This is a genomic window from Bacillus sp. FSL W8-0629 (assembly GCF_038593225.1).
In the GTDB taxonomy this organism is placed as follows: domain Bacteria; phylum Bacillota; class Bacilli; order Bacillales; family Bacillaceae; genus Bacillus; species Bacillus altitudinis.
In genome coordinates, this window is record NZ_CP151975.1 from 2,214,708 (window position 1) to 2,235,455 (window position 20,748).

Sequence of the window (20,748 nt, forward strand, 5' to 3'; positions counted from 1 at the left end):
GCTCTGGTGCTCACGAATCCCAAATTCGCTCCGCGCCAGTACTCGTCCTTCCTAGGGCTGCAAAGGTTTTCTATCACGCTGAAAAGAAGACAAAGGGCTAAAATCAAGTTCATTTTAGCCCTTTGTCAACAATCTAAAAGGAATAATAGCGAGCTATTATTCCTTTTGTTTCAATAATTCATGTGTCAGCCGGCTCAGGACTGTTTTTCTTTTCTTTCAATACGGCATGGGCTTCTTTGACGACTTTTTCAAGTTCAGATACTGGAAGTGCCGTATTCTCTTCTTGATCGGGATGCAGGACCAAGTGGAGGAGAAATTCGATATTTCCATCTCCGCCTGTAATCGGTGAAAACGAAACATCCTTTACATCATAGCCTTCTTTTGCAGCAAATTGATTCATTTCTTCTAGCACACCAAGATGTACAGAAGGTTCTCGCACAATGCCTTTTTTTCCAACAAGCTCTCTGCCCGCTTCAAACTGCGGCTTCACTAGCGCAATACAGTCGCCGCCTGGGATAAGAATATGCTTTAGTGCGGGAAGAATGAGTTTGAGCGAGATAAATGATACATCAATAGATGCAACCTCTGGTAATCCTTCGGTGAAATCTGCCGGAACAGAATGGCGGAAGTTGGTGCGTTCCATGACGATCACCCGATCATCCTGTCGTAATTTCCACGCAAGCTGATTGTAACCAACATCCACAGCATAGGATTTGACTGCTCCATTTTGGAGTGCGCAATCTGTAAATCCCCCTGTTGATGAGCCGATATCAATTAAAAGCTTTCCTTCAACGGTTAAATCAAATTCCTGAAGTGCCTTTTCGAGCTTTAGCCCACCTCGGCTGACATATTTCAGCGGATTCCCCTTCACAGTCAGCGGGGTATCACGAGCGATTTTTTCTCCTGGCTTATCCAAACGGTTTTCATTTGAGTAAACGATCCCTGCCATAATGGCGCGTTTTGCTTTCTCTCTCGTTTCCATTAGTCCTTGTTCGACTAATAAAACGTCAAGTCGTTCTTTCTTTGATGTCATGATCCAATTCCTTTTCTTGGTGCTGCGGGAAGCAGGTCACGCAATGTTTCAGCAACCTGTGTTTTCGTCAGTCCAATTTCCTCAAGTAGCGCATCGACACTTCCATGCTCAATAAATTCATCTGGAATGCCCATACGTTCTACTTTGATATGAGATGCTTTCTTATCGTGTATATATTCTAAAACGCTGCTGCCAAATCCACCCTGAAGCACCGCTTCTTCTATTGTTAAAATTGGCAAACCTTCAGACAGTATCTCATTTAACATGCCTTCATCAAGAGGCTTAATGAAACGTGCATTGACAACACGGATTGATTTCCCTTCTTTTTGCAGTTCTTCTTCTGCCTGCAGCGCCATTTTAATGGTTGTACCGAATGTTAAAATGACAGCATCTTTCCCGGGACGAAGAACTTCCCAAGAACCAATTGGGATGGTTTTCAGCTGTTCATCCATTTTGACGCCTAGTCCATTTCCACGCGGGAAGCGCATGGCGATTGGACCATCATCATATTGAATGGCTGTGTTGACCATATGCTGTCCTTCATTTTCATCCTTTGGCATCATGAGAACCATATTCGGCATATGACGCATGAAAGCAATGTCAAACACACCTTGATGTGTTTCTCCATCTGCACCGACAAGACCTGCACGGTCAATTCCAATGAACACATTGAGATTTTGACGGCAAATATCATGCAACACTTGGTCATAGGCTCTTTGAAGGAACGTTGAATAAATCGCTAAAAATGGCTTCATGTCCTGTGTAGCAAGTCCAGCTGCCATTGTTGCAGCGTGCTGCTCTGCAATTCCAACATCAAACATTCGCTCAGGGAATTCTTTTGCAAATCCTTCAAGCTTTGAGCCAACGGGCATTGCAGGTGTAATCGCGACAATCCGCTCATCTTCCCGTGCCAGCTTTCTGACGGTTTCACTGACGAGACCACTCCACGACGGTGCAGCTGCTGTCGGTTTTACAAAGTCACCTGTGTCGATTTTGTATGGGCCTGTTCCGTGCCATGTGCCGATCTTATCAGATTCGGCCGGCTTATAGCCTTTTCCTTTTTTCGTGATGACATGAAGGAGAACCGGGCCTTTTGTTTTCTTTGCGTACTCAAGATTCTCAAACAAATCTTCATAGGAATGTCCGTCTACTGGTCCTAAGTAAGTAAAGCCCATTTCCTCAAAGAACATACCAGAGACAAGCAAATATTTCAGACTGTCCTTGATACGTTCTGCTGTTGCAGCAAGCTTCCCGCCTACTGCTGGGATACGCTTGAATAAATATTCAAGCTCGTCCTTTACCCATTGGTATTTACCAGCTGTACGTAGTCTGCCAAGCATTGTATGGATCGCACCAACGTTTGGCGCAATACTCATTTCATTGTCGTTTAAGATCACAATCATGTCTTTTTTTTCATCCCCGATATGGTTCAGTGCTTCTAACGCCATACCGCCGGTTAGTGCACCATCGCCGATAATCGGGAGAATGTATTCATCTGTTCCTTTAATGTCACGCGCTGCCGCCATTCCCATTGCACCAGATAATGAGGTTGAACTGTGTCCAGTCTCCCAAACATCATGTTCACTTTCATTTCGTTTAGGGAAACCGCAGAGCCCTTTATATTGACGAAGCGTATCAAACTCGGCGCCTCTTCCAGTTAACAGCTTGTGAACGTAAGACTGATGTCCAACATCCCAAAGAAATTTGTCTTTCGGGCTGTCAAATACTTTGTGAAGTGCAACAGTAAGTTCAACGACACCAAGGTTTGGACCAATGTGCCCACCAGAGTTCGCTAACGACTCAATTAAAAACGTGCGAATGTCCGCACTCAGCTCCTCTAATTCTGCATTTGACATTCCTTTTAGAAACGTTGGATTTTTTATTGATAAAAGATCCAATCAGGATCAACTCGCTTTCAACAAAATTTCTATCTACATATATAATGCCTTATTCCTATGAAAACCAATTCAGGAATAAGAGTTGTCTCATCATGATAAACTGTTTACAGTTTACCACAATTGCTCGAGGACCCTCAAATCTAGGCTGTTTTTAGTGATCTCGTGAGGCAATCAGATCGCATAAATCATGCAGCAAGTTTTGCTCCAACTCAAGATTTGAGACAATTTCTTTCGCACGAGTGATATGTTCATCCAGCTTTTCTTTTGCTCCTGAAAGCGTTAATAAAGAAGGATATGTCGACTTTTCATTTGCTGTATCGGAGCCGATCCGCTTTCCTATTTTCTCTTCGCTGCCTTCAAGATCTAAAATATCATCACGGATTTGAAAAGCAATGCCAATATGATAGCTGAATTCTCTCAGCTTTTCGATCTCATCATCAGATGCACCTGCCAGTATCGCACCTGCAACCACACTAAAGGTGAGTAGCTTTCCTGTTTTGCGGGCATGAATCGATTCTAATTCAGAAAGAGGGATTTGTTTCTGTTCTGCTTCCATATCATCAAATTGCCCGCCAACCATTCCGAGTGCACCTGCTGATGTAACAAGTTCATCGATGATTCGAAGCTTTTGATCAGCAGGTACATCGTCAGATAATTGCGATGTAATCAGACGGAAGCTTTCAGTGAGCAGCGCATCACCTGCAAGAACGGCTGTTGCCTCGCCGTATACTTTATGGTTGGTCGGCTTTCCTCGGCGCAGATCATCATCATCCATACAAGGAAGATCATCATGTATCAAGGAATACGTATGAATCATTTCCACTGCACAGCCTACTGGTATACCGTCTTCTTCCCTTTTTCCATACGCATTTAAAAGAGCAAGAACAAGCACAGGACGCAGTCTTTTTCCGCCAGCTTTCAGAGAATAAAGCATAGAAGATTTCAGGTCTTCTGGAATAGACAATTCCTGCACATATGTAAATAAATAGTCTTCAATTGCTTGTTTTCGTGTTGTTAAAAATTCGTTTAAGTTACTTGTCACCAGCATCTGCCTCCTTCACAGAAAAAGGAGCCAGTTCACCGTCCTCTTTTAAAATGAAATCCATTTGCTTTTCAACATGCTGTAATTTTTCATGGCAAAGTTTTGAGAGTGTCATACCCTCTTGGAAATAGTGAATAGCTTGTTCTAGCGGTACATCGCCTTCTTCGAGCTTTCCCACAATCTCTTCAAGTCCTTTCATGGCCTCTTCAAATGTCATTTGTTCTTCTTTTTGTTTATTTGATTCTGTCATGATGATTGCCCTCCTTCTCAATAACCTCACAAATCAGACGTCCATCCTTCATTGTAATCGTCAGTTGATCCTTCGTTTCTACTTGATTCACACTTTTAATGAGCTCATCTTCTTTATAAGCTAAACTATAGCCTCTTTCCATGACTTGAAGCGGATTTAATGCATTTAGTTTACCAAGAACCGATTGGAACTGCGAATGAATTGTTTTCATTTGCACATTCATGCTCCGAACGAGCTGTTCTGTTTCATTGGCGTGACGTTTTTTCGCCTGAAGCAGCTGCTCTTTTGGATGAAGCGGCTTCAGTCTATATGTTTGGCGGTCAAGTTGACTGCGTTTTTGTTCCATTTGTCTTGTCAGCTGTTTTTGAAAACGATCAAATACCATATCGAATTGCTGCTCTTTTTGCTCTTGTAATCGTTTTGGAAATCGGAAAGCATAAGAGGATTGAAGTGCCACAAGACGGTCTTTTGCTTGTGACGTTCGATTTTTTACTGCTCTTGTTAACCGAATGTCGATTGATTTGATTCGTTCAATTAAATCAGCGGTGCTTGGAACAGCTAGTTCTGCTGCTCCTGTTGGTGTGGGTGCTCTCATGTCTGCAGTGAAATCACTAATGGTAAAGTCTGTTTCGTGCCCAACTGCAGAAATGATTGGAATGTCTGATGCGAAGATCGCTCTTGCGACTGCTTCTTCATTAAAGGCCCAAAGTTCTTCAATCGATCCTCCGCCTCTCCCGACAATCAAGACATCACAAAGCTGTTTTTCATTGGCTTCTTTAATCCGTTCCACAATCGAACGCGGAGCATTTTCTCCTTGGACTAATGCCGGAAGCACAATGATCTTGGCCTGCTGATAGCGCCGATTGATCGTGGTAATGACATCTCGAACAGCTGCTCCTGTTGGGGATGTAATGACACCAACAACCTCTGGATATTCAGGAATTGTTTTTTTATAGCGCTCATCAAATAAACCTTCACTTGCTAGTTTCTTCTTCAGCTCTTCATAGGCAAGATGAAGAGCACCAACACCATCAGGCTGCATTTCTTTTGCATATAATTGATAGCTTCCGCTCGGTTCGTAGACTTGAATTCCGCCACGTACGAACACTTTCATTCCGCTCTTTGGTGAAAAAGGTAGCTTGGACGCGGAGCGCTGGAACATAACAGCTTGCATACGTGCATTTTCGTCCTTTAAGGTGAAATAAACATGACCTCTTGAATGAATCTTCACATTTGATAACTCACCTTTGATCCAAATATCTTCTAAATGAGGGTCAACATCAAATTTTCTTTTTATGTATTTTGTAAGGGCTGTGACCGTCACAAAGGCTTTTTCACTCATGACGTATTCCTCCTCTTCAAAAACGCACATTCATCCACCGGCAGCACGCAGGTGGATGAATGGATCAAGCTTATGATAATGTACGTTTTGCTGATTTAACCGTATTGTGTGCAAGCATCGTAATTGTCATTGGGCCCACTCCGCCAGGGACTGGTGTGATGTAAGAAGCTTTTTCTTTTGCTGCTTCAAAGTCAACGTCCCCTACAAGTTTCCCTGTTTCTAGACGATTGACTCCTACATCAATGACAATAGCGCCTTCTTTAATTTGGTCAGCTTTAATAAAGTTTGCTCGACCGACGGCAACAACTAAAATGTCCGCTTTTAACGTATGTTCTGAAATGTTCGCCGTTCTTGAATGACAGTAGGTGACGGTTGCATTTTCGTTTAATAGCAATTGTCCAACTGGTTTGCCGACGATATTGCTCCGTCCTACAACGACCACTTCTTTGCCAGAGAGATCCACACCTGTTTTGTTCAATAATTCAACAATACCTGCTGGTGTGCAAGGGAGGAATGTGTCTTCCCCAAGTAGCATTTTCCCGATATTCAGCGGATGAAAACCATCTACGTCTTTCTCTGGTGAAATTCGTTCAATGACGGCTTTTTCAGAAATGTGTTTTGGCAGTGGAAGCTGAACAAGAATTCCGTGGAATTGATCATTCGCATTGTACTGATCAATCATCTTTAGCAATTCCTCTTCTGTTAAAGAAGCATCTAAATGATCAAGCTGGAAATGCATGCCCATGGCTTCTGCTGCTTTTTTCTTCCCGCGTACGTAAGAAAGTGAAGCCGGATCATCACCGATTAGAATAACGGCAAGACCAGGTGTGACTCCTTTTTGTTTTAGCTCTTCTACTTCTTTTGCTAATTGTTCACGCTTTTCTTTTGCTGTTTCTTTTCCATCGATGATTGTTGCTGTCATGTCGAATCCTCCTATTGCTGCTTTAGGTCGTTTTTAATGTTTGAAAGTACACCATTTACAAATTTCGGCGCCTTATCGTCACCGAACAATTTAGCCAGTTCAATGGCTTCATTCATTGAAACACTCACCGGGATATCTTCTTGATATACCATTTCGTACACAGACAGCCTTAAAATGGCTCTGTCTACGTTCGCAATACGATCAAGTTTCCAATTCACAAGATGCTGTGAAATCATGTCATCGAGCTTGTCCTTTTGTTCGAGCACACCGAAAACCAGTTCCTCGAAAAAAGGATCTGATTCTTGTTCATCCAGCGCATGTGTAATGGCCTCTTTCGGATCAATATTGCTGACATCAATTTGAAATAATGTTTGTAGCGCCTTTTCTCTTGCAGTTCTTCTTTTCATTATTTACTCCTTTAACCACTTTATCCGCTTGTCGTTAAGCCATACAGAGATCATAACATATTTTGACCGCAGTCGCACCAAGATCCATGCGAGCTGTGACGAAAAACGAATCACTCCATGCGTGACGTAATCATCATGTGGAATTTTCCCAAAAATGGGCTTTAAAAAACCAAAGAGGCAATGCCTCCTTGGTTTCACTTCAACCCTTTTTACATTTCTTGATCAACTTCAGCTTCAGCTGTTTTTGTATCAAATTGAATGCCAACGACATGAATGTTGATTTCATTAATCGTTAAGGCCGTCATGTTTAAAAGGGTTTGACGGATATTTTCTTGAACAGCAGTGGATACCTTTGGAATGGATAGGCCAAATTCAACCACACAATACACATCAATTGTGATGCCTTCATCAGAGACATCTACTTTCACACCTTTACGGTGATTTTTCTTCCCAAAGCGTTCTGCCACATCAGCAGCGAAGTTGCCGCGCATTTCCGCAATTCCTTCGACCTCTGATGCAGCGATCCCAGCAATGACTTCAATCACTTCTGGCGCAATTTGCACTTTTCCCAATTGATCTTCATCAAGGTTCATTTCAAGCAAATTGTTTTCTGACACGATCATTCACCTCCGAAAGCTGTTATTATTTCATAATTTGATACGTTTCTAAAAACTTCGTATTAAAATTACCGCTCACAAATGTTTCGTGCTCTAGTAATCTGAGGTGGAATGGAATCGTTGTGTAGACTCCTTCAATGACGAATTCTTGAAGCGCACGTTTCATTCTTGCAATTGCTTCTTCTCTCGTTTTACCATATGTGATCACTTTCGCAATCATACTATCGTAATATGGCGGAATCACATAACCAGGGTAAGCGGCAGAATCAATACGTACTCCTAAACCGCCTGGCGGAAGGTACATTTTAATTTCACCAGCAGAAGGCATGAAATTTTTCTCAGGGTTCTCTGCGTTAATACGACATTCAATCGCCCAGCCTTCGTATACGACATCCTCTTGCGTAAGGGAAAGCTTTTCACCTGAAGCTACTTTGATCTGTTCTTTGATCAAATCAACACCAGTGACCATTTCCGTTACAGGATGCTCTACTTGGATACGTGTATTCATTTCCATGAAGTAAAACTTCTCTTCATTATAATCGTAAATGAATTCAACCGTTCCGGCACCTGTGTATTCAACAGCTTCGGCTGCTTTTACGGCAGCTTCACCCATTTGCTCACGAATATCTGCATTTAGTGCAGGTGATGGCGTTTCTTCCAGAAGCTTTTGCATTCTTCTTTGGATAGAACAATCACGTTCACCTAAGTGAATGGTATTCCCATGCTGATCAGCAAGGACTTGAATTTCAACGTGTCTAAAGTCTTCAATGAATTTCTCCAAATAGACACCTGGGTTCCCGAAGTTTTGTGCTGCTTCCTGCTGCGTGATGGTGACACCGTTAATGAGCTCTTCTTCTGTGCGAGCCACACGGATACCTTTACCACCGCCGCCTGCAGTTGCTTTAATAATGACAGGATACCCAATACTAGCTGCTGTTGAAACAGCATCATCAAGATCTTTTACAATTCCTTGAGAACCAGGGACAATTGGAACTCCAGCTTGCTTCATTGTTTCTCTTGCCACATCTTTCGTTCCCATTTTGGAAATTGCTGACGCAGTTGGTCCAACAAAGATGACATTACATTCCTCGCAAAGCTCTGCAAAGTCTGCATTTTCAGCAAGGAAACCATATCCTGGATGGATGGCATCTGTACCTGTTAGTTTTGCCACACTGACAATATTTGTCACATTTAAATAACTATCTTTTGAAGCAGTCGGTCCGATGCAATATGCTTCATCAGCCATTTGAACATGCAGCGCATCACGATCCGCTTCAGAAAATACCGCAACTGTTTCAATTCCAAGCTCTTTACAAGCACGGATGATTCTAACTGCGATTTCTCCTCTGTTTGCAATTAATAGCTTTTTAATCATGATCGTACTCCTTACTCTGCTTTCACTAGAAAGAGGGGTTGTCCGAATTCTACAAGCTGACCGTTTTCAGCTAATACTTCGACGATTTCGCCTTTTACTTCTGCTTCGATTTCATTAAACAGTTTCATCGCTTCAACGATACATACAACTGAGTTTTCCTTCACTTTAGAACCTGTTGTCACATATGGATCTGCTTCTGGTGAAGAAGAAGCGTAAAATGTGCCAACCATTGGGGATGTGATTTTATGCAGGTTTTCAGACGCAGTTGCCTCTTGTGCAGGGGCTTCGGTCTGAGCTGGAGCTTGTGCTTTAGGAGCTTGTTGAGCTGGAGCTGCTTGGACAGGAGCCACTGGTGCTTGTGCCGCAACTTGCTGAACGACTTCTTTATTTTTCTTTAACTTGATTTTTGCGCCTTCATTTTCGTACGTAAATTCATCAATTGTTGATTCGTCAATTAATTTAATTAGTTCATGAATCTCTTCAATTTTTAACATGGATTTGCACCCCTATGTATGGATTTATCTTTTTTTATAGGCTAGTACTAAAAGTACATACTATAACCATCTTACAGGAGGATTTCGTTGAATTCAACTATTAATGTGATGAGACACCTCGCGCAAGCACCTGAAAAAGGGCGTCAACCCGCATGAAAAAACGCCCTTTTCAGAAAAGGGCGCTTGTGCATTTTTTATTGATTCGATGGCTCAAAAGTGACGGCTACGTTATCAAGCCCTCTCATTTCTTTTGTGACCAAATCAATAATATCTGCTGCTTGGGACTTTGATTTTTTATCAGAACGAACCGTGATGTTCACTTTATCTCCTTCTGCACTGACGAGCGCATCTTTATATCCTTTTGTTTTGATTAATGTCTCCAGCTGACGCTCTGTTCCTTCTGCCTCACTAAGCGCTGTCATTTGATCATAAGCTTCACTTTTTTCTTGCGCTGTTGCATCATCGCTAGACACGATTTCGTTATACTCTTCACGCTGCTTGCTGCGCTTATCTTCCAGTTCAAGTCTGTAGGTTGTGAAAAGTTCATCGTCGGTCTGCTCTGATACAGCCTTTCCTTCTTCTCCACTTGTTTCAACATCTTCTTGTTTCGCATTGGTTTCTTTGTCAGTTGATTTCTCTTCTGCGTTCTTTTCGGTTCCTTTATCAGTCCCTTTTTCTGGCTCAGTCTTTTTCTCTTCCATTCCTTTTGATTTTGTATCTTCTACTGTCACAGCATTCTCACCTTGTGGGGACATGATATAGTACACACTTAATACGACAACTAAACTTAGCATCGTTAATAGCCAAACCGTTTGTTTTTTTAACATCATTCCGAATCCTCCTTGATTTTTTTAGGGGCAACAGCCACTCTATGGCTCGGTACATCAAGCACTCGTGTAACCGCTTCAATGATGGTTTTCTTTATTTGAACGTTGTCTACTCCTTGAGCAACAACGAGGACACCTCGAATGTCTGGCTTTTTCGTTTGGACAACAACAGGTGTTTCTTCATTTCCATTTTTAATAATGACAATCTCTTCTTCTTTTGTTTGATCCGTGACACTTCGCACGCCGCCTTCTTTGTCTGTTTCCTCGGTCGTAGTGCTTTTATTGGATTTGTTTTTTTCAAACACTTTTAAAGAAGTTGCGTCTACATTTACCACGATGGATACATCCTCAACACCAATGATCGTTTCTAAAATTTCTTTCAGCTGATTTTCGTATTCTTGTTCAACATCCTCTATCGAGTTGTTTGACTTACCTGAAGAGGATGGTTTGAACACCGCCTGCTCTTCTGAGGATGTTTTTTTAGACGCAGGAACAGCAGCCTCTTGTTTGCTTGATGGCGGTGACAAAATTTGACTGACTAACATGAATGACACGCCGATGATGAAGACAAGCAGTAAGTAATGGTGCTTCGTTAATTTTGGTTTCCCTTCACCTTTTTCAGGTGCTTGGAACATTGATTTCAGTTTTTGTCTCCAGTCCTTGTTATTCATGATCTGCTGCGTCACCTCCCTCAATGTTGAGCGCAATGTGTTCAGGCCGTGTATTCCAAACATCTGCAAGCGTCTCTTTCACCCTCGCCATCTCTTTTGCTGACGTCTCGGCGCTTTCCTCCTTTTTCCTGGAGAGATCAATGTCGACCTTTGCCACCGTTTCTACAGCATCACCTGTGAGCGGGACAAGGACTGCTTTGATGCGAAATTGATCTGCCTCCATATTCTGATCAAGGTGCTCCTCATCTGCCAACACTTCTACGTGTTTCATTTCATAGCTCTCCTTCTCCAGTGGCTCCTTTGCGCTTTTTTCTAGTTGGACAGCCATTTGCTTTAAAATATATGCACGCTGTGAAGCTTGTATTTCTTTTTTTTCTAAATTCATCTGATTTTTTATTTCTTCTGATTGCGCTTGGTCCTTCCCTTTCATGATTTCTGAGAAAATTTGGTCCGGATCTGCCCGGAATAACGCAAAGATCGGATTGAGCATCACGACAATTAACAATAAGCTGACGACCATTTTTGCATACTTCTGCATGCTTGAATTGGGAAGCAAAAGATCAATCACAATCGCAAATAAAATAAATAGGATAATACTTGTGATCCATTCTGTGAGAAAACTCAAATGGTGTCCCCTCCTTACTTCATCATCATGGTGAGGTTGCCAGCTGTGATGATAACGGTAATGCTTAAAAAGAACATAAGCGATACAACAGCTAATGCAGCAAATATATAAAGAACACTTTTTGAAATGACATCAAGGCAGCTAATAATCGGCCCGCCCCCTAATGGCTGAAGAATCGCAGCGGCCAGTTTATAAATCAGAGCGAGCGACAGCACTTTAATCGCTGGGAAAGCCGCAATTGAAATCAAAATGGCGACGCCTACAAGGCCAACCGTATTTTTCAGCAGCACAGAGGCGCTGATAACGGTATCTGTCGCATCAGTAAACATTCTGCCAAGGACAGGGATGAAATTTCCGGTAATAAACTTGGCTGTGCGAAGAGCGATTCCATCAGTGATAGCAGCAGATGCCCCCTGTACAGAAATGACGCCGAGGAATACAGTTAAAAAAACAGCGAGCCCCCCAATGGCGACATTTCTTAACAGCTGGGCAAGCTGGGTCACTTTGTATTCTTCGGTCAATGTACTGACTATGCTCAAGATCGCTGATAAAAAGATGAGCGGAAGAACGACATATTGAATAAAAACACCGCTCGTGTTCATTAAAAACAAAATCACAGGATGAAAGAATCCGGCTGAGACAAGCCCGCCTGATGAGGCAATAAGTGCTAATAAAAGAGGAATAAGAGCAAGAATAAAACTAGTCATCGTTTGAATGGCTTCTGTTGCATAAGAGATCGCAACATGAAAACTGTTTAATGCAATAATGATAAGCACCATATAAACAAGAGCGTATGCAACTTTACTAACAGTGCTTTGTTCAAACGCATTTTGCAAAAGCTGCAAAAGCGAACAAAAGATGGTAAGTAATATAAGTGTGCCTAAGAGCTTTCCATTGGCAATCAGCTCATGAAACAGATAATGAACAAAAGCCTTCAGCCACGTTTGGGGAGACAGCTCTTTATCGCCATCGATCATTTCCTTCACAGTACCTTTTTGGCTTTCAGGCAGAAAGCCGCCATACTCGTCCAATATCGTTTCCCAAAAGTCACTGATAGAATGAAGCTCTAAGGCATCAGCCTGTCCACCCGCAACTTCTTCTGCGACCGGTTCTTCACTTGATAAAGGCACACTTTCTTCTGCACCTGCATACGGAACGATCATCCAAAAGAACATCATAAACCCCAGCACAGCTGTCACCCGTTTCATCATCATCACCTCTTTTCCATCAAGTCATGGACGGGATCATACCTAGGATCGTCTCAATGATGACCGTTAAAATCGGTACCGCCATGACCAAAATAAGAATCTTGCCGCCAAGCTCTATTTTTGAAGCGATGGCGCCTTGTCCAGCATCCTTTGTGAGCTGGGCACCAAATTCTGCAATATAGGCAATGCCAATGATTTTCAAAATGGTTTCAACGTATTTCATATTGACGCCTGCACTTGCTGCAATTTTTTCAATCATGGAGATAATGGCATAGATTTGATCGATTAAATAAAGGAAAATGACACACCCAGTAAACACAACAAGCATAAAGGCAAAGGTTGGCTTTTGTTCTTTGACGATTAATGCTAGAAAAGTAGCGATTAAACCAAGTCCAACAATTTGAATAATTTCGATTTGTAAGCCCTCCCCTATCCTTGAAATAGAAATACGGCTTTAATCTTCTTAAACAAATCATCCACAATGGTAGCAACCATAAATAAAATGTAGATAAATCCAAGCAGTGTGACCCACTGTGCGTACTCTTTTTTCCCCATTTGATCTAAAATCGTATGGAGAAAAGCCACGACGATACCCACTCCCGCAATTTGGAAAATGACGTTTACATCAACGCCCATGCTCTCGACTCCCTTCCTCTCACATCAATAACAGAATCAGTAGTAACCCACTTAGAAAACCAAGACTTCTCACCATTTTTTCATTTTTCGCTTGGGCAACTTCAGCTTCTTTCTCCTCTGATTCCAAATGGCCTAAAGCTAGCTTGATATATTTTTGCTGAGCCGTCACATCATGCTGACCAAGGGTTTCTCCAAAGTGCTTCAGCGCCTCATATTCGCCTTTTTTTAATACGGTTTTTTTCCATACATCCTCTAGACTTTCATTCCATGCATGCCTCGCAGAAAAGGTTCCGACGTTGAGTTTTTCTGCAAATTGTTCAAATAGCCGATTCACAGGCGGTCCTACTTGGGACGCAATTTGGTCAGCGGCTCTAGCTAAAGGTGTTTGACCATACATAATTTCAGCTTCAAGAGATTGGAGTGCAAACCGGAGCTGGCGGATTTGCTTTGGCCGATCACTGTACCGCTTTGCAAACTCGAATCCTCCCCATGTCGTAGCCGCAACAATGAAAATAGCACCAATAAGCTTTAACATACGTCCACTCCCCGCCTCCGCTTCAGCTCTTGTCCCTCTTGGTCAAATATCCGTCCGATCGTGCCAGGCCCTTTTTCTCTATTTAATTCCACATATCGATCAAACACACGAAGCTGCCATAACGGTTCAAATGATGGCCGTTTAGATAAGTCTTCAAGAGAATACCCATGAGCTGAGACGATAATGGTGACTCCCGCATGGATTGCTTCTAACAGTGCCTGTACATCTTCACTTTTTCCGATTTCATCGACAATGATGACTTCTGGGCTCATGGATCTGATCATCATCATTAATCCTTCAGCCTTTGGGCACGCATCAAGTACATCAATCCGGTGCCCAAAAGAATGCTGCGGCACTCCTCTTATACAACCTGCGATTTCAGAGCGTTCATCTACAATCCCTGTTTTTCTAGGAGAAATGGCTGTTGTTCCTGTACTGACAAGACGTGCTAGATCACGCAGCAATGTCGTTTTCCCGGTTTGCGGCGGACCTATAATCAGTGTGTTACACCAATGTTTTTCATATAAATAAGGGAGAAACGGCAGAGCAATTCCGATCTTCTCTTTTGCGATGCGAATATTAAATGAAGAAATATCTCTTAAACCTTTGACGAATCCATTTTCGACGATGACCTTTCCAGCAAGCCCAACCCGATGTCCGCCAGATATGGTGATATAGCCCTGTTTTAACTCTTCCTCAAGTGTGTACATACTGTAATTACTGAGCCTGCCTAATAACTGAGCCGCATCTTCACCTGTTGTATAATAGGAAAGAAAGCGGGGTTTTCCTCCTTGCATCAGCTCAATTGGGCGATCGGTGCGAATGCGGATTTCTTCTATTTGCGCCCACTCTGCTTCTTTTAACATGCTGAGTTCTTGTCCAATTGAGTGCGGGAGAATATCCAACAAACTCCGCAACGAATTCCCCTCCTTTTTTTCTTCTCTAAAATGTATGATGCATGCCGTTAATTATGCCAAGCCATTTCACTTATAAATTCCAACAAGAATAAATACGACACCAATGAAAATAAACACAAGCTTCGCATAGGATAACTGCCCTGCAATTTGGTAGATTCCAATCGTCATCGTAATAATAAAAATGAGCGGCCCGATGATCGCTAATATACTATTGATGACAACCGCTTTACGCACATCATTTGTCACTAAAATGAGGATGGCGGCCGTCAGTTCAATCGCGGCAGATAAAAACCTCATCCCTGCCATGGTAGCGACTGATGGGTGTATACCCGGGAGAAATTGTTTCATATAGAACCTCCAGCTTTTTTTACACTATATGCTTCACTAGCTAGAAGTAGTCTTGTTTTTCAAAAGGAAGAGAGATGGATGAGAGAATAGAGTAAGGGGTGTCATAACGAGGCGTCCTATTTTTCAAATAAAAAAAGACTGTAAACACGAGGTTTACAGTCTCTCTCCGTTCATTACGCTCTTGAAACGTATGAACCGTCAGATGTATTGATCACTAGTTTATCACCTTGGTTCACAAAGAAAGGAACGTTCACGATTAAACCAGTTTCTGTTTTTGCAGGTTTTGATCCACCTGATGTCGTATCACCTTTAATACCAGGCTCTGTTTCTACTACTTCTAGTTCTACAGTGTTTGGAAGTTCTACCCCAAGTGTTTCATCACCGTACATGACGATTTGAACAGACATATTTTCAAGCAAATATTTGAGCTCATCTTTGATTTGCGCTTCGCTTAGTTCAAGTTGTTCGTATGAGCTTGTATCCATGAATACATGCTGATCGCCATTTGCATATAAATATTGCATTGTTTTTGTTTCAATTTGAGCTTTCGCTACTTTTTCACCTGCACGGAATGTTTTCTCTTGAATCGCACCTGTACGCAGATTACGCAGTTTCGAACGGACAAACGCTGCGCCTTTTCCTGGTTTTACGTGTTGGAAATCCACTACACGCCAAATACCGCCGTCCACTTCAATTGTCAGGCCTGTACGAAAATCGTTTACTGAAATCATTTTGTCATCCTCCTACATTTCACCATCATAATATGATAAGTTCTTTCGGTGAGTGGGTCAATCGTTTATTGCCGTCAGCTGTCAGGACAATATCATCCTCAATTCTCACGCCGCCGACATCCGGCAAGTAAATGCCTGGTTCAACTGTCACAACCATTCCCTCTTCTAACACGACATCTGAGCGTGAGGAAAGGCCAGGTGCTTCATGTACTTCCATACCAAGCCCATGTCCAGTCGAATGCCCGAAGTATTGACCGTAGCCATACTTTTCAATGATGTCTCGTGTGATGCGATCAGCTTCTTTTCCTGTTAAGCCTGGCTTGATTTTATCCACACCAGCGTTTTCTGCTTCTAATACGATATGATAAATTTCCTTTAATTTGTCGCTTGGTGTTCCTACAGCAATGGTTCTTGTCATGTCTGAACAATAGCCTTTATAATAGGCACCGAAATCCAGTGTCACCAAGTCGCCAGATTCAATCACCTTTTCGCTCGCTCTCCCGTGTGGCAGGCTTGAACGAACGCCAGAGGCAACAATCATATCGAATGAAGATCCTTCTGCCCCTTCTTTTCTCATGAAAAATTCAAGCTCGTTCATGACCGCAATTTCTGTCAGGCCCGGCTTGATGTACGTGAGAATATGATCAAAGGCATGATCTGCAATCTTCGCAGCTTCCTCTAATATCTTAATCTCTTCATTAGACTTAATCAAGCGCAACTTTTCAACTGATTCTGAGACTGGAACAAGCTCGATACCGCTTGCTTTCCCCGAGTACTGCTGGTAGGTGGCAAATGTCATATGGTTTTGTTCAAAACCTAGACGTTTCACCCCAAATTCGTTTGCCGTTTGGACAGCAGTTTCCACAATGTTTCCTTTATGTTCAATGATGTCATAGCCCTTTACTTGATCCTTGGCTTGCTCCGTGTAACGAAAATCCGTAATAAAGGCGGCTCGATCCTTTGAAACGATGGCAAGACCGGCTGATCCAGTAAAACTCGTCATATAATGTAAATTAAAGCTGCTCGTAATCACTAAACCATCTATGTCTAATTCGGCTAAAAGTTTTCTTAGTTTTTCAAGTTTCATGATACTGCTCCCCCTTTACTGACTAAATAACGAATCGCCAATTTATATCCTTCTAAACCAAGTCCAACGATTTGACCTTGGCATACTGGAGCAAGAACCGAATGATGGCGGAATTCCTCTCTCTTATGAACATTTGTGATATGTACTTCGATGACAGGTAACGTAATACTTGCAATGGCATCTCTCAGTGCATAGCTATAGTGGGTAAAAGCACCCGGGTTAAACACGACGCCATCGTACTGATCTTCTGCTTCATGGAGCGCATCGACCAGATCTCCCTCGTGATTCGATTGAAAGAACGTTAATTGAATATTTGCTCTTTCTGCAAACTGAAACAAATCCGTTTCTAAATCTGTTAATGTTTTACTTCCATAAACTCCTGGCTCTCTCTTGCCGAGCCTATTTAAGTTGGGCCCATTCAGCACTAGAAAATGAGGCATATGACCACTCCTTCACCCTAATTCACTCTATATCAATGTCTGTTTCTTTTTCCTTAGAAACCTTTCGTTTCCAAAAATAATTTTATCATATGAATGGTGGATTTACACTTTATTCTGTCTTTTTCCCGAGTGCCCTTGCAAGCTTCTGACTCGTTAATTCATTGTATTCAAATGAAATACTGTATCCGACAAACATGCCATATAAAATATATAGGCAAAATGTCGTCACAATGGTGCTTTGCTGCAAATCTTGCACTTGCTTCACATCGGGGAATATAGGATTAAATACATAAAAAACAAGCAGCCATAAAATCGCGCCATAGATCAGTCCCATCCAAAAACCTTTGATCCGTTTGAGCAGTCCATAATAAATAAAGGCTGCTCCAATAGATAAAATCCCTAAAAGTACAATACTCATAAATGTACCAAGTCCGCCTTTTTTCCATTCACCAAGCACAAATGGCTGCAACAGCATATTTGGACTCACCTCTGAAAAATGAAACATATGGGTCAGAAATCCGATAAAGCCCCAAAAAACTCCGCCGACAAAACCTGTGGCTGCTGCCCTTGCCACCATTGAAGACGTTTGTACTGATTGATTTTTTTCTTCTTGGTTTTTCTTTTCATCACGTTTCATATGAACACCTCCAGCAAGTAGTATGTCCAAAATGTCATGAAAAAAAAGGATTTCCGTGCGAGAGTGTAAAATTTTTATAACAGGGTATACTGGCTAAAAAGAGGTAGATAGAATTCTAGTAGATAATCGACCTGTGAGCTAGTGATTTCCCCTCTTTTCCTGTACAATAAGGGTATAAGGAAATGCATGTAAATTACAGGAAACAGGCAGGTTGATGAAATATGTCCAATCAAACAAAACCTCCAGCATATGGAGGGCAGGCAGTTGTGGAAGGTGTCATGTTCGGAGGTAAAAAGAACTATGTGACAGCGATTCGGCGTAAGGATGAGTCGATTGAGTTTTTAAAGCTTCCCCGGACCTCCAATAAACGAACCGCCTTTCTTAAGAAAATCCCTTTTGTCAGGGGTGTTGCTGCACTTGTTGAAGCAAGCGCAAACGGCAGTAAGCACTTAAACTTCTCCAGCGAGCGCTATGACTTAGATCCTTCTGAAGATCATTCTCTTGAAAAAGAACAAAAAAGCTCGAAATTATCAATGATCTTTGGCATTGCTGTGATCGGAGTTCTCTCTCTTCTTTTTAGTAAATTTGTCTTTACTTTAGTGCCTGTCTTTTTAGCCGAACTTGTGCGTCCGGTGTTTTCTGGAAACTTCGCACAAATTGCAGTGGAAACATTCTTTAAATTGATCCTGTTATTAGGCTATATTTACTTTATTTCCATGACCCCTTTAATTAAAAGGGTATTTCAATATCATGGGGCAGAACATAAAGTCATAAACTGCTATGAACAGAATCTTGACATCACAGTGGAAAATGTCCAAAGCCAATCTCGCCTGCATTATCGATGCGGCAGCAGCTTTATTTTATTCACTGTCATTGTCGGCATGTTCGTCTATTTACTCGTACCGACAGATCCTTTATGGGTGAGAGTTCTGAATCGCTTGGCGCTTATTCCGGTTGTTCTGGGCATTTCATTTGAAGTGCTTCAGCTCACAAACAAACTCCGTGACGTGCCAGTGCTTAAAGTGCTTGGCTATCCTGGCCTTTGGCTGCAATTGCTCACAACAAAAGAACCCTCTGATGATCAAGTCGAGGTAGCCATTGCAAGTTTTAATGAACTTCTTCGTTTAGAGGAAGCATCTGCGAAACAAGCATCAGATTCTGCTCATCAAGTGATCTAGTTTATAAATCCGGTAAATTCTTTCGGAGGTGGACAGTTATGAATCGCCGAGTACATCCTGCTTTTACCATTATTTTCGCTTTAGGTGTTTTGGGATTTGTGTATTTACTCACAACGAATCCAAGCAGACTCTTTACGATGCTGCTATCAGTTGTGATCATTGGAGCGGTTCTATTTTTCTTATTTAGATGGCTGATGAATCGAAGAACTGGAACAGAAGGAAATCTTTATCGTAAAGCAGTCAAACAATCAAAACGTCGCTACCAGCAGCCTAAACCAAAAACGAAAAGCCAGATGAAAAACCGGGTCACTCATTTGCGAAGCGTGCCGACTGACCACAAGTCTAAGCCCGTCCTTCTCAAAAAGAAAAGCCAAACACATTTGACAGTCATTGAAGGCAAGAAAAACAAAAAGAAAAATCGCGCCTTATTTTAAAATGTCCAGCTCTTTAAAAATTGCTCGGCCTTCTGTCTGCCTAGATCGACGAGCGCCTTTTTCTTTTCTGTCATGAGATGAAAATCAGTGGCAATGACGTGTTCTACAGGGATAAAAATAATATGACGTTCGTGTTTTGTGGCAATATGTCTTTCGTCATGAGCACCACGCATCGTTTCAAATAGAGCGCCAAACAGTTCAAACGCATTGCGGATGGAATGTTGAGGGCGTTCTTTTTCGTTTGGGGTTAATGTGACACCGACAAACGGTCTTTTTTTCTCTTCAGCAAAAAGCCAAATCGGAAAGTTGCTGAGCACGCCGCCATCCACGATGGTACAAATTCCTTTTGAAGACCTCAGTTTGACAGGTTCGAAAAAATAAGGCAAACTGCAGCTCATCCGAATGGCTCTGGCAACAGAAAACCGTTCTGGATTTAACCCATAGGAAGGAAGGTCATCTGGAAGGACGAGGATTTTGCCATTTGTTAAATCAGAAGCGACGATTTTGAGCGTATCTTTTTTCAGATCTCCGAATACGGTGACGCCTTTTCGTTTTAACACGTCTGTCAGCCATTTTTCTAGACGGTCACCTTTGTAAAGGCCAAGACGCCAATAAATAGACACCCACCTGAGCATTTTAAACGGGATGAATTGACACCTTCGGTCAAGCAATTGATGCTCATCCATTTCGTCTAACAGCTCCCGAATCTCCTGACTCGTAAAACCCGCTGCGATGAGTGAAGCAATGATCGCTCCCGCACTTGTTCCAGCGAGACGGACAAATTGAAATCCTCTTGCTTCAAGCGCTTCATAGGCGCCTGCAAGTGCTGCACCCTTAATGCCTCCACCTGAGAACACACCATCTATCTTCATCAAGGAGCCCCCTTTTCTGTCACACTATTAATAGTGTAGGAGCATTTGCCTTTCATTAGAACTATATTCTAAAAGGACACCCTTCGCCAGGTGTCCTTTCAGCGTGTAGACAAACCCTCGCATTCGGTGTCAGTCCTGCGCTCCGGTGCTCACGAATGTCAAATTCGCTCCGCTCCGATGCTCGTCCTTCCTAGACTGCAAAGGTTTTCTTTCACGCTGAAA

At 42.3% G+C, this 20,748-nt stretch carries 26 protein-coding genes; 2 read left to right on the plus strand and 24 right to left on the minus strand.

Features of this window, described 5'->3' with window-relative positions; all coding sequences use genetic code 11:
* Window positions 1-178: 178 nt before the first annotated feature.
* From NSQ17_RS11335 to NSQ17_RS11445, 23 genes are all read right to left on the minus strand, one after another.
* Window positions 179-1,033: a TlyA family RNA methyltransferase gene (locus tag NSQ17_RS11335; protein ID WP_007501164.1), complete on the minus strand. Its 855-nt coding sequence runs from the start codon at window positions 1,031-1,033 to the stop codon at window positions 179-181.
* Entirely contained in the window at window positions 1,030-2,931 is a 1,902-nt protein-coding gene (dxs, locus tag NSQ17_RS11340; RefSeq protein ID WP_342467438.1) for a 1-deoxy-D-xylulose-5-phosphate synthase, read from the minus strand. Before dxs ends, NSQ17_RS11335 begins: the two co-directional genes overlap by 4 nt.
* A gap of 151 nt (window positions 2,932-3,082) precedes the next feature.
* Entirely contained in the window at window positions 3,083-3,973 is an 891-nt protein-coding gene (locus NSQ17_RS11345) for a polyprenyl synthetase family protein (protein WP_144679364.1), read from the minus strand.
* Entirely contained in the window at window positions 3,963-4,223 is a 261-nt protein-coding gene (locus NSQ17_RS11350; protein ID WP_003215880.1) for an exodeoxyribonuclease VII small subunit, read from the minus strand. Before NSQ17_RS11350 ends, NSQ17_RS11345 begins: the two co-directional genes overlap by 11 nt.
* The gene (gene xseA / locus NSQ17_RS11355) at window positions 4,207-5,565 is read right to left on the minus strand and encodes an exodeoxyribonuclease VII large subunit (protein WP_024718864.1); all 1,359 of its coding nucleotides are present in this window, start codon (window positions 5,563-5,565) and stop codon (window positions 4,207-4,209) included. Before xseA ends, NSQ17_RS11350 begins: the two co-directional genes overlap by 17 nt.
* A gap of 70 nt (window positions 5,566-5,635) precedes the next feature.
* On the minus strand, window positions 5,636-6,487 hold the full coding sequence (folD, locus tag NSQ17_RS11360; RefSeq protein ID WP_007501171.1) for a bifunctional methylenetetrahydrofolate dehydrogenase/methenyltetrahydrofolate cyclohydrolase FolD: 852 nt from the start codon (window positions 6,485-6,487) through the stop codon (window positions 5,636-5,638).
* An 11-nt stretch (window positions 6,488-6,498) separates the two neighbouring features.
* Entirely contained in the window at window positions 6,499-6,894 is a 396-nt protein-coding gene (gene nusB / locus NSQ17_RS11365) for a transcription antitermination factor NusB (RefSeq protein ID WP_012010530.1), read from the minus strand.
* 209 nt (window positions 6,895-7,103) lie between these two features.
* A complete protein-coding gene (locus NSQ17_RS11370) occupies window positions 7,104-7,511 on the minus strand; it encodes an Asp23/Gls24 family envelope stress response protein (protein WP_017357965.1) in 408 nt (135 codons plus the stop codon).
* Window positions 7,512-7,536: 25 nt separating this feature from the next.
* Complete coding sequence (accC, locus tag NSQ17_RS11375; RefSeq protein ID WP_024718863.1) at window positions 7,537-8,886, minus strand: acetyl-CoA carboxylase biotin carboxylase subunit; 1,350 nt, start codon at window positions 8,884-8,886, stop codon at window positions 7,537-7,539.
* 11 nt (window positions 8,887-8,897) lie between these two features.
* Window positions 8,898-9,380 (minus strand): acetyl-CoA carboxylase biotin carboxyl carrier protein, encoded by a 483-nt coding sequence (gene accB, locus NSQ17_RS11380; RefSeq protein WP_019743732.1) that lies wholly within the window; start codon window positions 9,378-9,380, stop codon window positions 8,898-8,900.
* 194 nt (window positions 9,381-9,574) lie between these two features.
* Window positions 9,575-10,207 (minus strand): SpoIIIAH-like family protein, encoded by a 633-nt coding sequence (locus NSQ17_RS11385; protein WP_173408461.1) that lies wholly within the window; start codon window positions 10,205-10,207, stop codon window positions 9,575-9,577.
* Window positions 10,207-10,878: a stage III sporulation protein AG gene (spoIIIAG, locus tag NSQ17_RS11390; protein ID WP_035390787.1), complete on the minus strand. Its 672-nt coding sequence runs from the start codon at window positions 10,876-10,878 to the stop codon at window positions 10,207-10,209. The genes NSQ17_RS11385 and spoIIIAG overlap by 1 nt, the downstream gene beginning before the upstream one ends.
* Window positions 10,871-11,503: a stage III sporulation protein AF gene (spoIIIAF, locus tag NSQ17_RS11395; protein ID WP_327872535.1), complete on the minus strand. Its 633-nt coding sequence runs from the start codon at window positions 11,501-11,503 to the stop codon at window positions 10,871-10,873. The genes spoIIIAG and spoIIIAF overlap by 8 nt, the downstream gene beginning before the upstream one ends.
* Before the next feature lie 14 nt (window positions 11,504-11,517).
* On the minus strand, window positions 11,518-12,666 hold the full coding sequence (spoIIIAE, locus tag NSQ17_RS11400) for a stage III sporulation protein AE (RefSeq protein ID WP_342468099.1): 1,149 nt from the start codon (window positions 12,664-12,666) through the stop codon (window positions 11,518-11,520).
* A 64-nt stretch (window positions 12,667-12,730) separates the two neighbouring features.
* Entirely contained in the window at window positions 12,731-13,144 is a 414-nt protein-coding gene (gene spoIIIAD, locus NSQ17_RS11405; protein WP_087978339.1) for a stage III sporulation protein AD, read from the minus strand.
* Complete coding sequence (gene spoIIIAC / locus NSQ17_RS11410) at window positions 13,141-13,347, minus strand: stage III sporulation protein AC (RefSeq protein ID WP_003153142.1); 207 nt, start codon at window positions 13,345-13,347, stop codon at window positions 13,141-13,143. The genes spoIIIAD and spoIIIAC overlap by 4 nt, the downstream gene beginning before the upstream one ends.
* A gap of 19 nt (window positions 13,348-13,366) precedes the next feature.
* Complete coding sequence (gene spoIIIAB, locus NSQ17_RS11415) at window positions 13,367-13,882, minus strand: stage III sporulation protein SpoIIIAB (protein ID WP_007501189.1); 516 nt, start codon at window positions 13,880-13,882, stop codon at window positions 13,367-13,369.
* Entirely contained in the window at window positions 13,876-14,799 is a 924-nt protein-coding gene (spoIIIAA, locus tag NSQ17_RS11420; RefSeq protein ID WP_024718857.1) for a stage III sporulation protein AA, read from the minus strand. The genes spoIIIAB and spoIIIAA overlap by 7 nt, the downstream gene beginning before the upstream one ends.
* Window positions 14,800-14,865: 66 nt before the next feature.
* A complete protein-coding gene (locus NSQ17_RS11425) occupies window positions 14,866-15,147 on the minus strand; it encodes a YqhV family protein (protein ID WP_342467439.1) in 282 nt (93 codons plus the stop codon).
* Window positions 15,148-15,320: 173 nt separating this feature from the next.
* Window positions 15,321-15,878: an elongation factor P gene (gene efp / locus NSQ17_RS11430; RefSeq protein WP_007501192.1), complete on the minus strand. Its 558-nt coding sequence runs from the start codon at window positions 15,876-15,878 to the stop codon at window positions 15,321-15,323.
* Window positions 15,879-15,903: 25 nt separating this feature from the next.
* Window positions 15,904-16,965, minus strand: a complete 1,062-nt coding sequence (locus NSQ17_RS11435) for a Xaa-Pro peptidase family protein (RefSeq protein ID WP_007501193.1) — start codon at window positions 16,963-16,965, stop codon at window positions 15,904-15,906.
* On the minus strand, window positions 16,962-17,405 hold the full coding sequence (aroQ, locus tag NSQ17_RS11440; protein WP_327878429.1) for a type II 3-dehydroquinate dehydratase: 444 nt from the start codon (window positions 17,403-17,405) through the stop codon (window positions 16,962-16,964). The genes NSQ17_RS11435 and aroQ overlap by 4 nt, the downstream gene beginning before the upstream one ends.
* Window positions 17,406-17,514: 109 nt before the next feature.
* Entirely contained in the window at window positions 17,515-18,042 is a 528-nt protein-coding gene (locus NSQ17_RS11445) for a YqhR family membrane protein (RefSeq protein ID WP_035390792.1), read from the minus strand.
* A 221-nt stretch (window positions 18,043-18,263) separates the two neighbouring features.
* Between NSQ17_RS11445 and NSQ17_RS11450 the strand changes: the two genes are divergently transcribed.
* The gene (locus tag NSQ17_RS11450) at window positions 18,264-19,220 is read left to right on the plus strand and encodes a DUF1385 domain-containing protein (RefSeq protein WP_039165998.1); all 957 of its coding nucleotides are present in this window, start codon (window positions 18,264-18,266) and stop codon (window positions 19,218-19,220) included.
* Between the two features lie 38 nt (window positions 19,221-19,258).
* Complete coding sequence (locus NSQ17_RS11455; RefSeq protein WP_096881615.1) at window positions 19,259-19,654, plus strand: SA1362 family protein; 396 nt, start codon at window positions 19,259-19,261, stop codon at window positions 19,652-19,654.
* Here the strand turns inward: NSQ17_RS11455 and NSQ17_RS11460 are convergent.
* Window positions 19,651-20,526 carry a patatin-like phospholipase family protein gene (locus NSQ17_RS11460; protein WP_041091753.1) on the minus strand — a complete coding sequence of 292 codons (876 nt, stop codon included), beginning with the start codon at window positions 20,524-20,526 and terminating at the stop codon, window positions 19,651-19,653. The two genes, NSQ17_RS11455 and NSQ17_RS11460, sit on opposite strands and share 4 nt — an antisense overlap.
* Window positions 20,527-20,748: the final 222 nt, after the last annotated feature.

Coding starts and splice junctions, on each gene's coding strand:
- NSQ17_RS11335 (WP_007501164.1), bottom strand. CDS start 1,033: ATGACATCAAAGAAAGAACGACTTGACGTTTTATTAGTCGAACAAGGA.
- NSQ17_RS11350 (WP_003215880.1), bottom strand. CDS start 4,223: ATGACAGAATCAAATAAACAAAAAGAAGAACAAATGACATTTGAAGAG.
- xseA (WP_024718864.1), bottom strand. CDS start 5,565: ATGAGTGAAAAAGCCTTTGTGACGGTCACAGCCCTTACAAAATACATA.
- folD (WP_007501171.1), bottom strand. CDS start 6,487: ATGACAGCAACAATCATCGATGGAAAAGAAACAGCAAAAGAAAAGCGT.
- nusB (WP_012010530.1), bottom strand. CDS start 6,894: ATGAAAAGAAGAACTGCAAGAGAAAAGGCGCTACAAACATTATTTCAA.
- accC (WP_024718863.1), bottom strand. CDS start 8,886: ATGATTAAAAAGCTATTAATTGCAAACAGAGGAGAAATCGCAGTTAGA.
- accB (WP_019743732.1), bottom strand. CDS start 9,380: ATGTTAAAAATTGAAGAGATTCATGAACTAATTAAATTAATTGACGAA.
- NSQ17_RS11385 (WP_173408461.1), bottom strand. CDS start 10,207: ATGTTAAAAAAACAAACGGTTTGGCTATTAACGATGCTAAGTTTAGTT.
- spoIIIAG (WP_035390787.1), bottom strand. CDS start 10,878: ATGAATAACAAGGACTGGAGACAAAAACTGAAATCAATGTTCCAAGCA.
- spoIIIAE (WP_342468099.1), bottom strand. CDS start 12,666: ATGATCGTTCCGTATGCAGGTGCAGAAGAAAGTGTGCCTTTATCAAGT.
- spoIIIAC (WP_003153142.1), bottom strand. CDS start 13,347: ATGGGCGTTGATGTAAACGTCATTTTCCAAATTGCGGGAGTGGGTATC.
- spoIIIAB (WP_007501189.1), bottom strand. CDS start 13,882: ATGTTAAAGCTTATTGGTGCTATTTTCATTGTTGCGGCTACGACATGG.
- NSQ17_RS11425 (WP_342467439.1), bottom strand. CDS start 15,147: ATGAAACAATTTCTCCCGGGTATACACCCATCAGTCGCTACCATGGCA.
- efp (WP_007501192.1), bottom strand. CDS start 15,878: ATGATTTCAGTAAACGATTTTCGTACAGGCCTGACAATTGAAGTGGAC.
- NSQ17_RS11435 (WP_007501193.1), bottom strand. CDS start 16,965: ATGAAACTTGAAAAACTAAGAAAACTTTTAGCCGAATTAGACATAGAT.
- aroQ (WP_327878429.1), bottom strand. CDS start 17,405: ATGCCTCATTTTCTAGTGCTGAATGGGCCCAACTTAAATAGGCTCGGC.
- NSQ17_RS11445 (WP_035390792.1), bottom strand. CDS start 18,042: ATGAAACGTGATGAAAAGAAAAACCAAGAAGAAAAAAATCAATCAGTA.
- NSQ17_RS11450 (WP_039165998.1), top strand. CDS start 18,264: ATGTCCAATCAAACAAAACCTCCAGCATATGGAGGGCAGGCAGTTGTG.
- NSQ17_RS11455 (WP_096881615.1), top strand. CDS start 19,259: ATGAATCGCCGAGTACATCCTGCTTTTACCATTATTTTCGCTTTAGGT.
- NSQ17_RS11460 (WP_041091753.1), bottom strand. CDS start 20,526: ATGAAGATAGATGGTGTGTTCTCAGGTGGAGGCATTAAGGGTGCAGCA.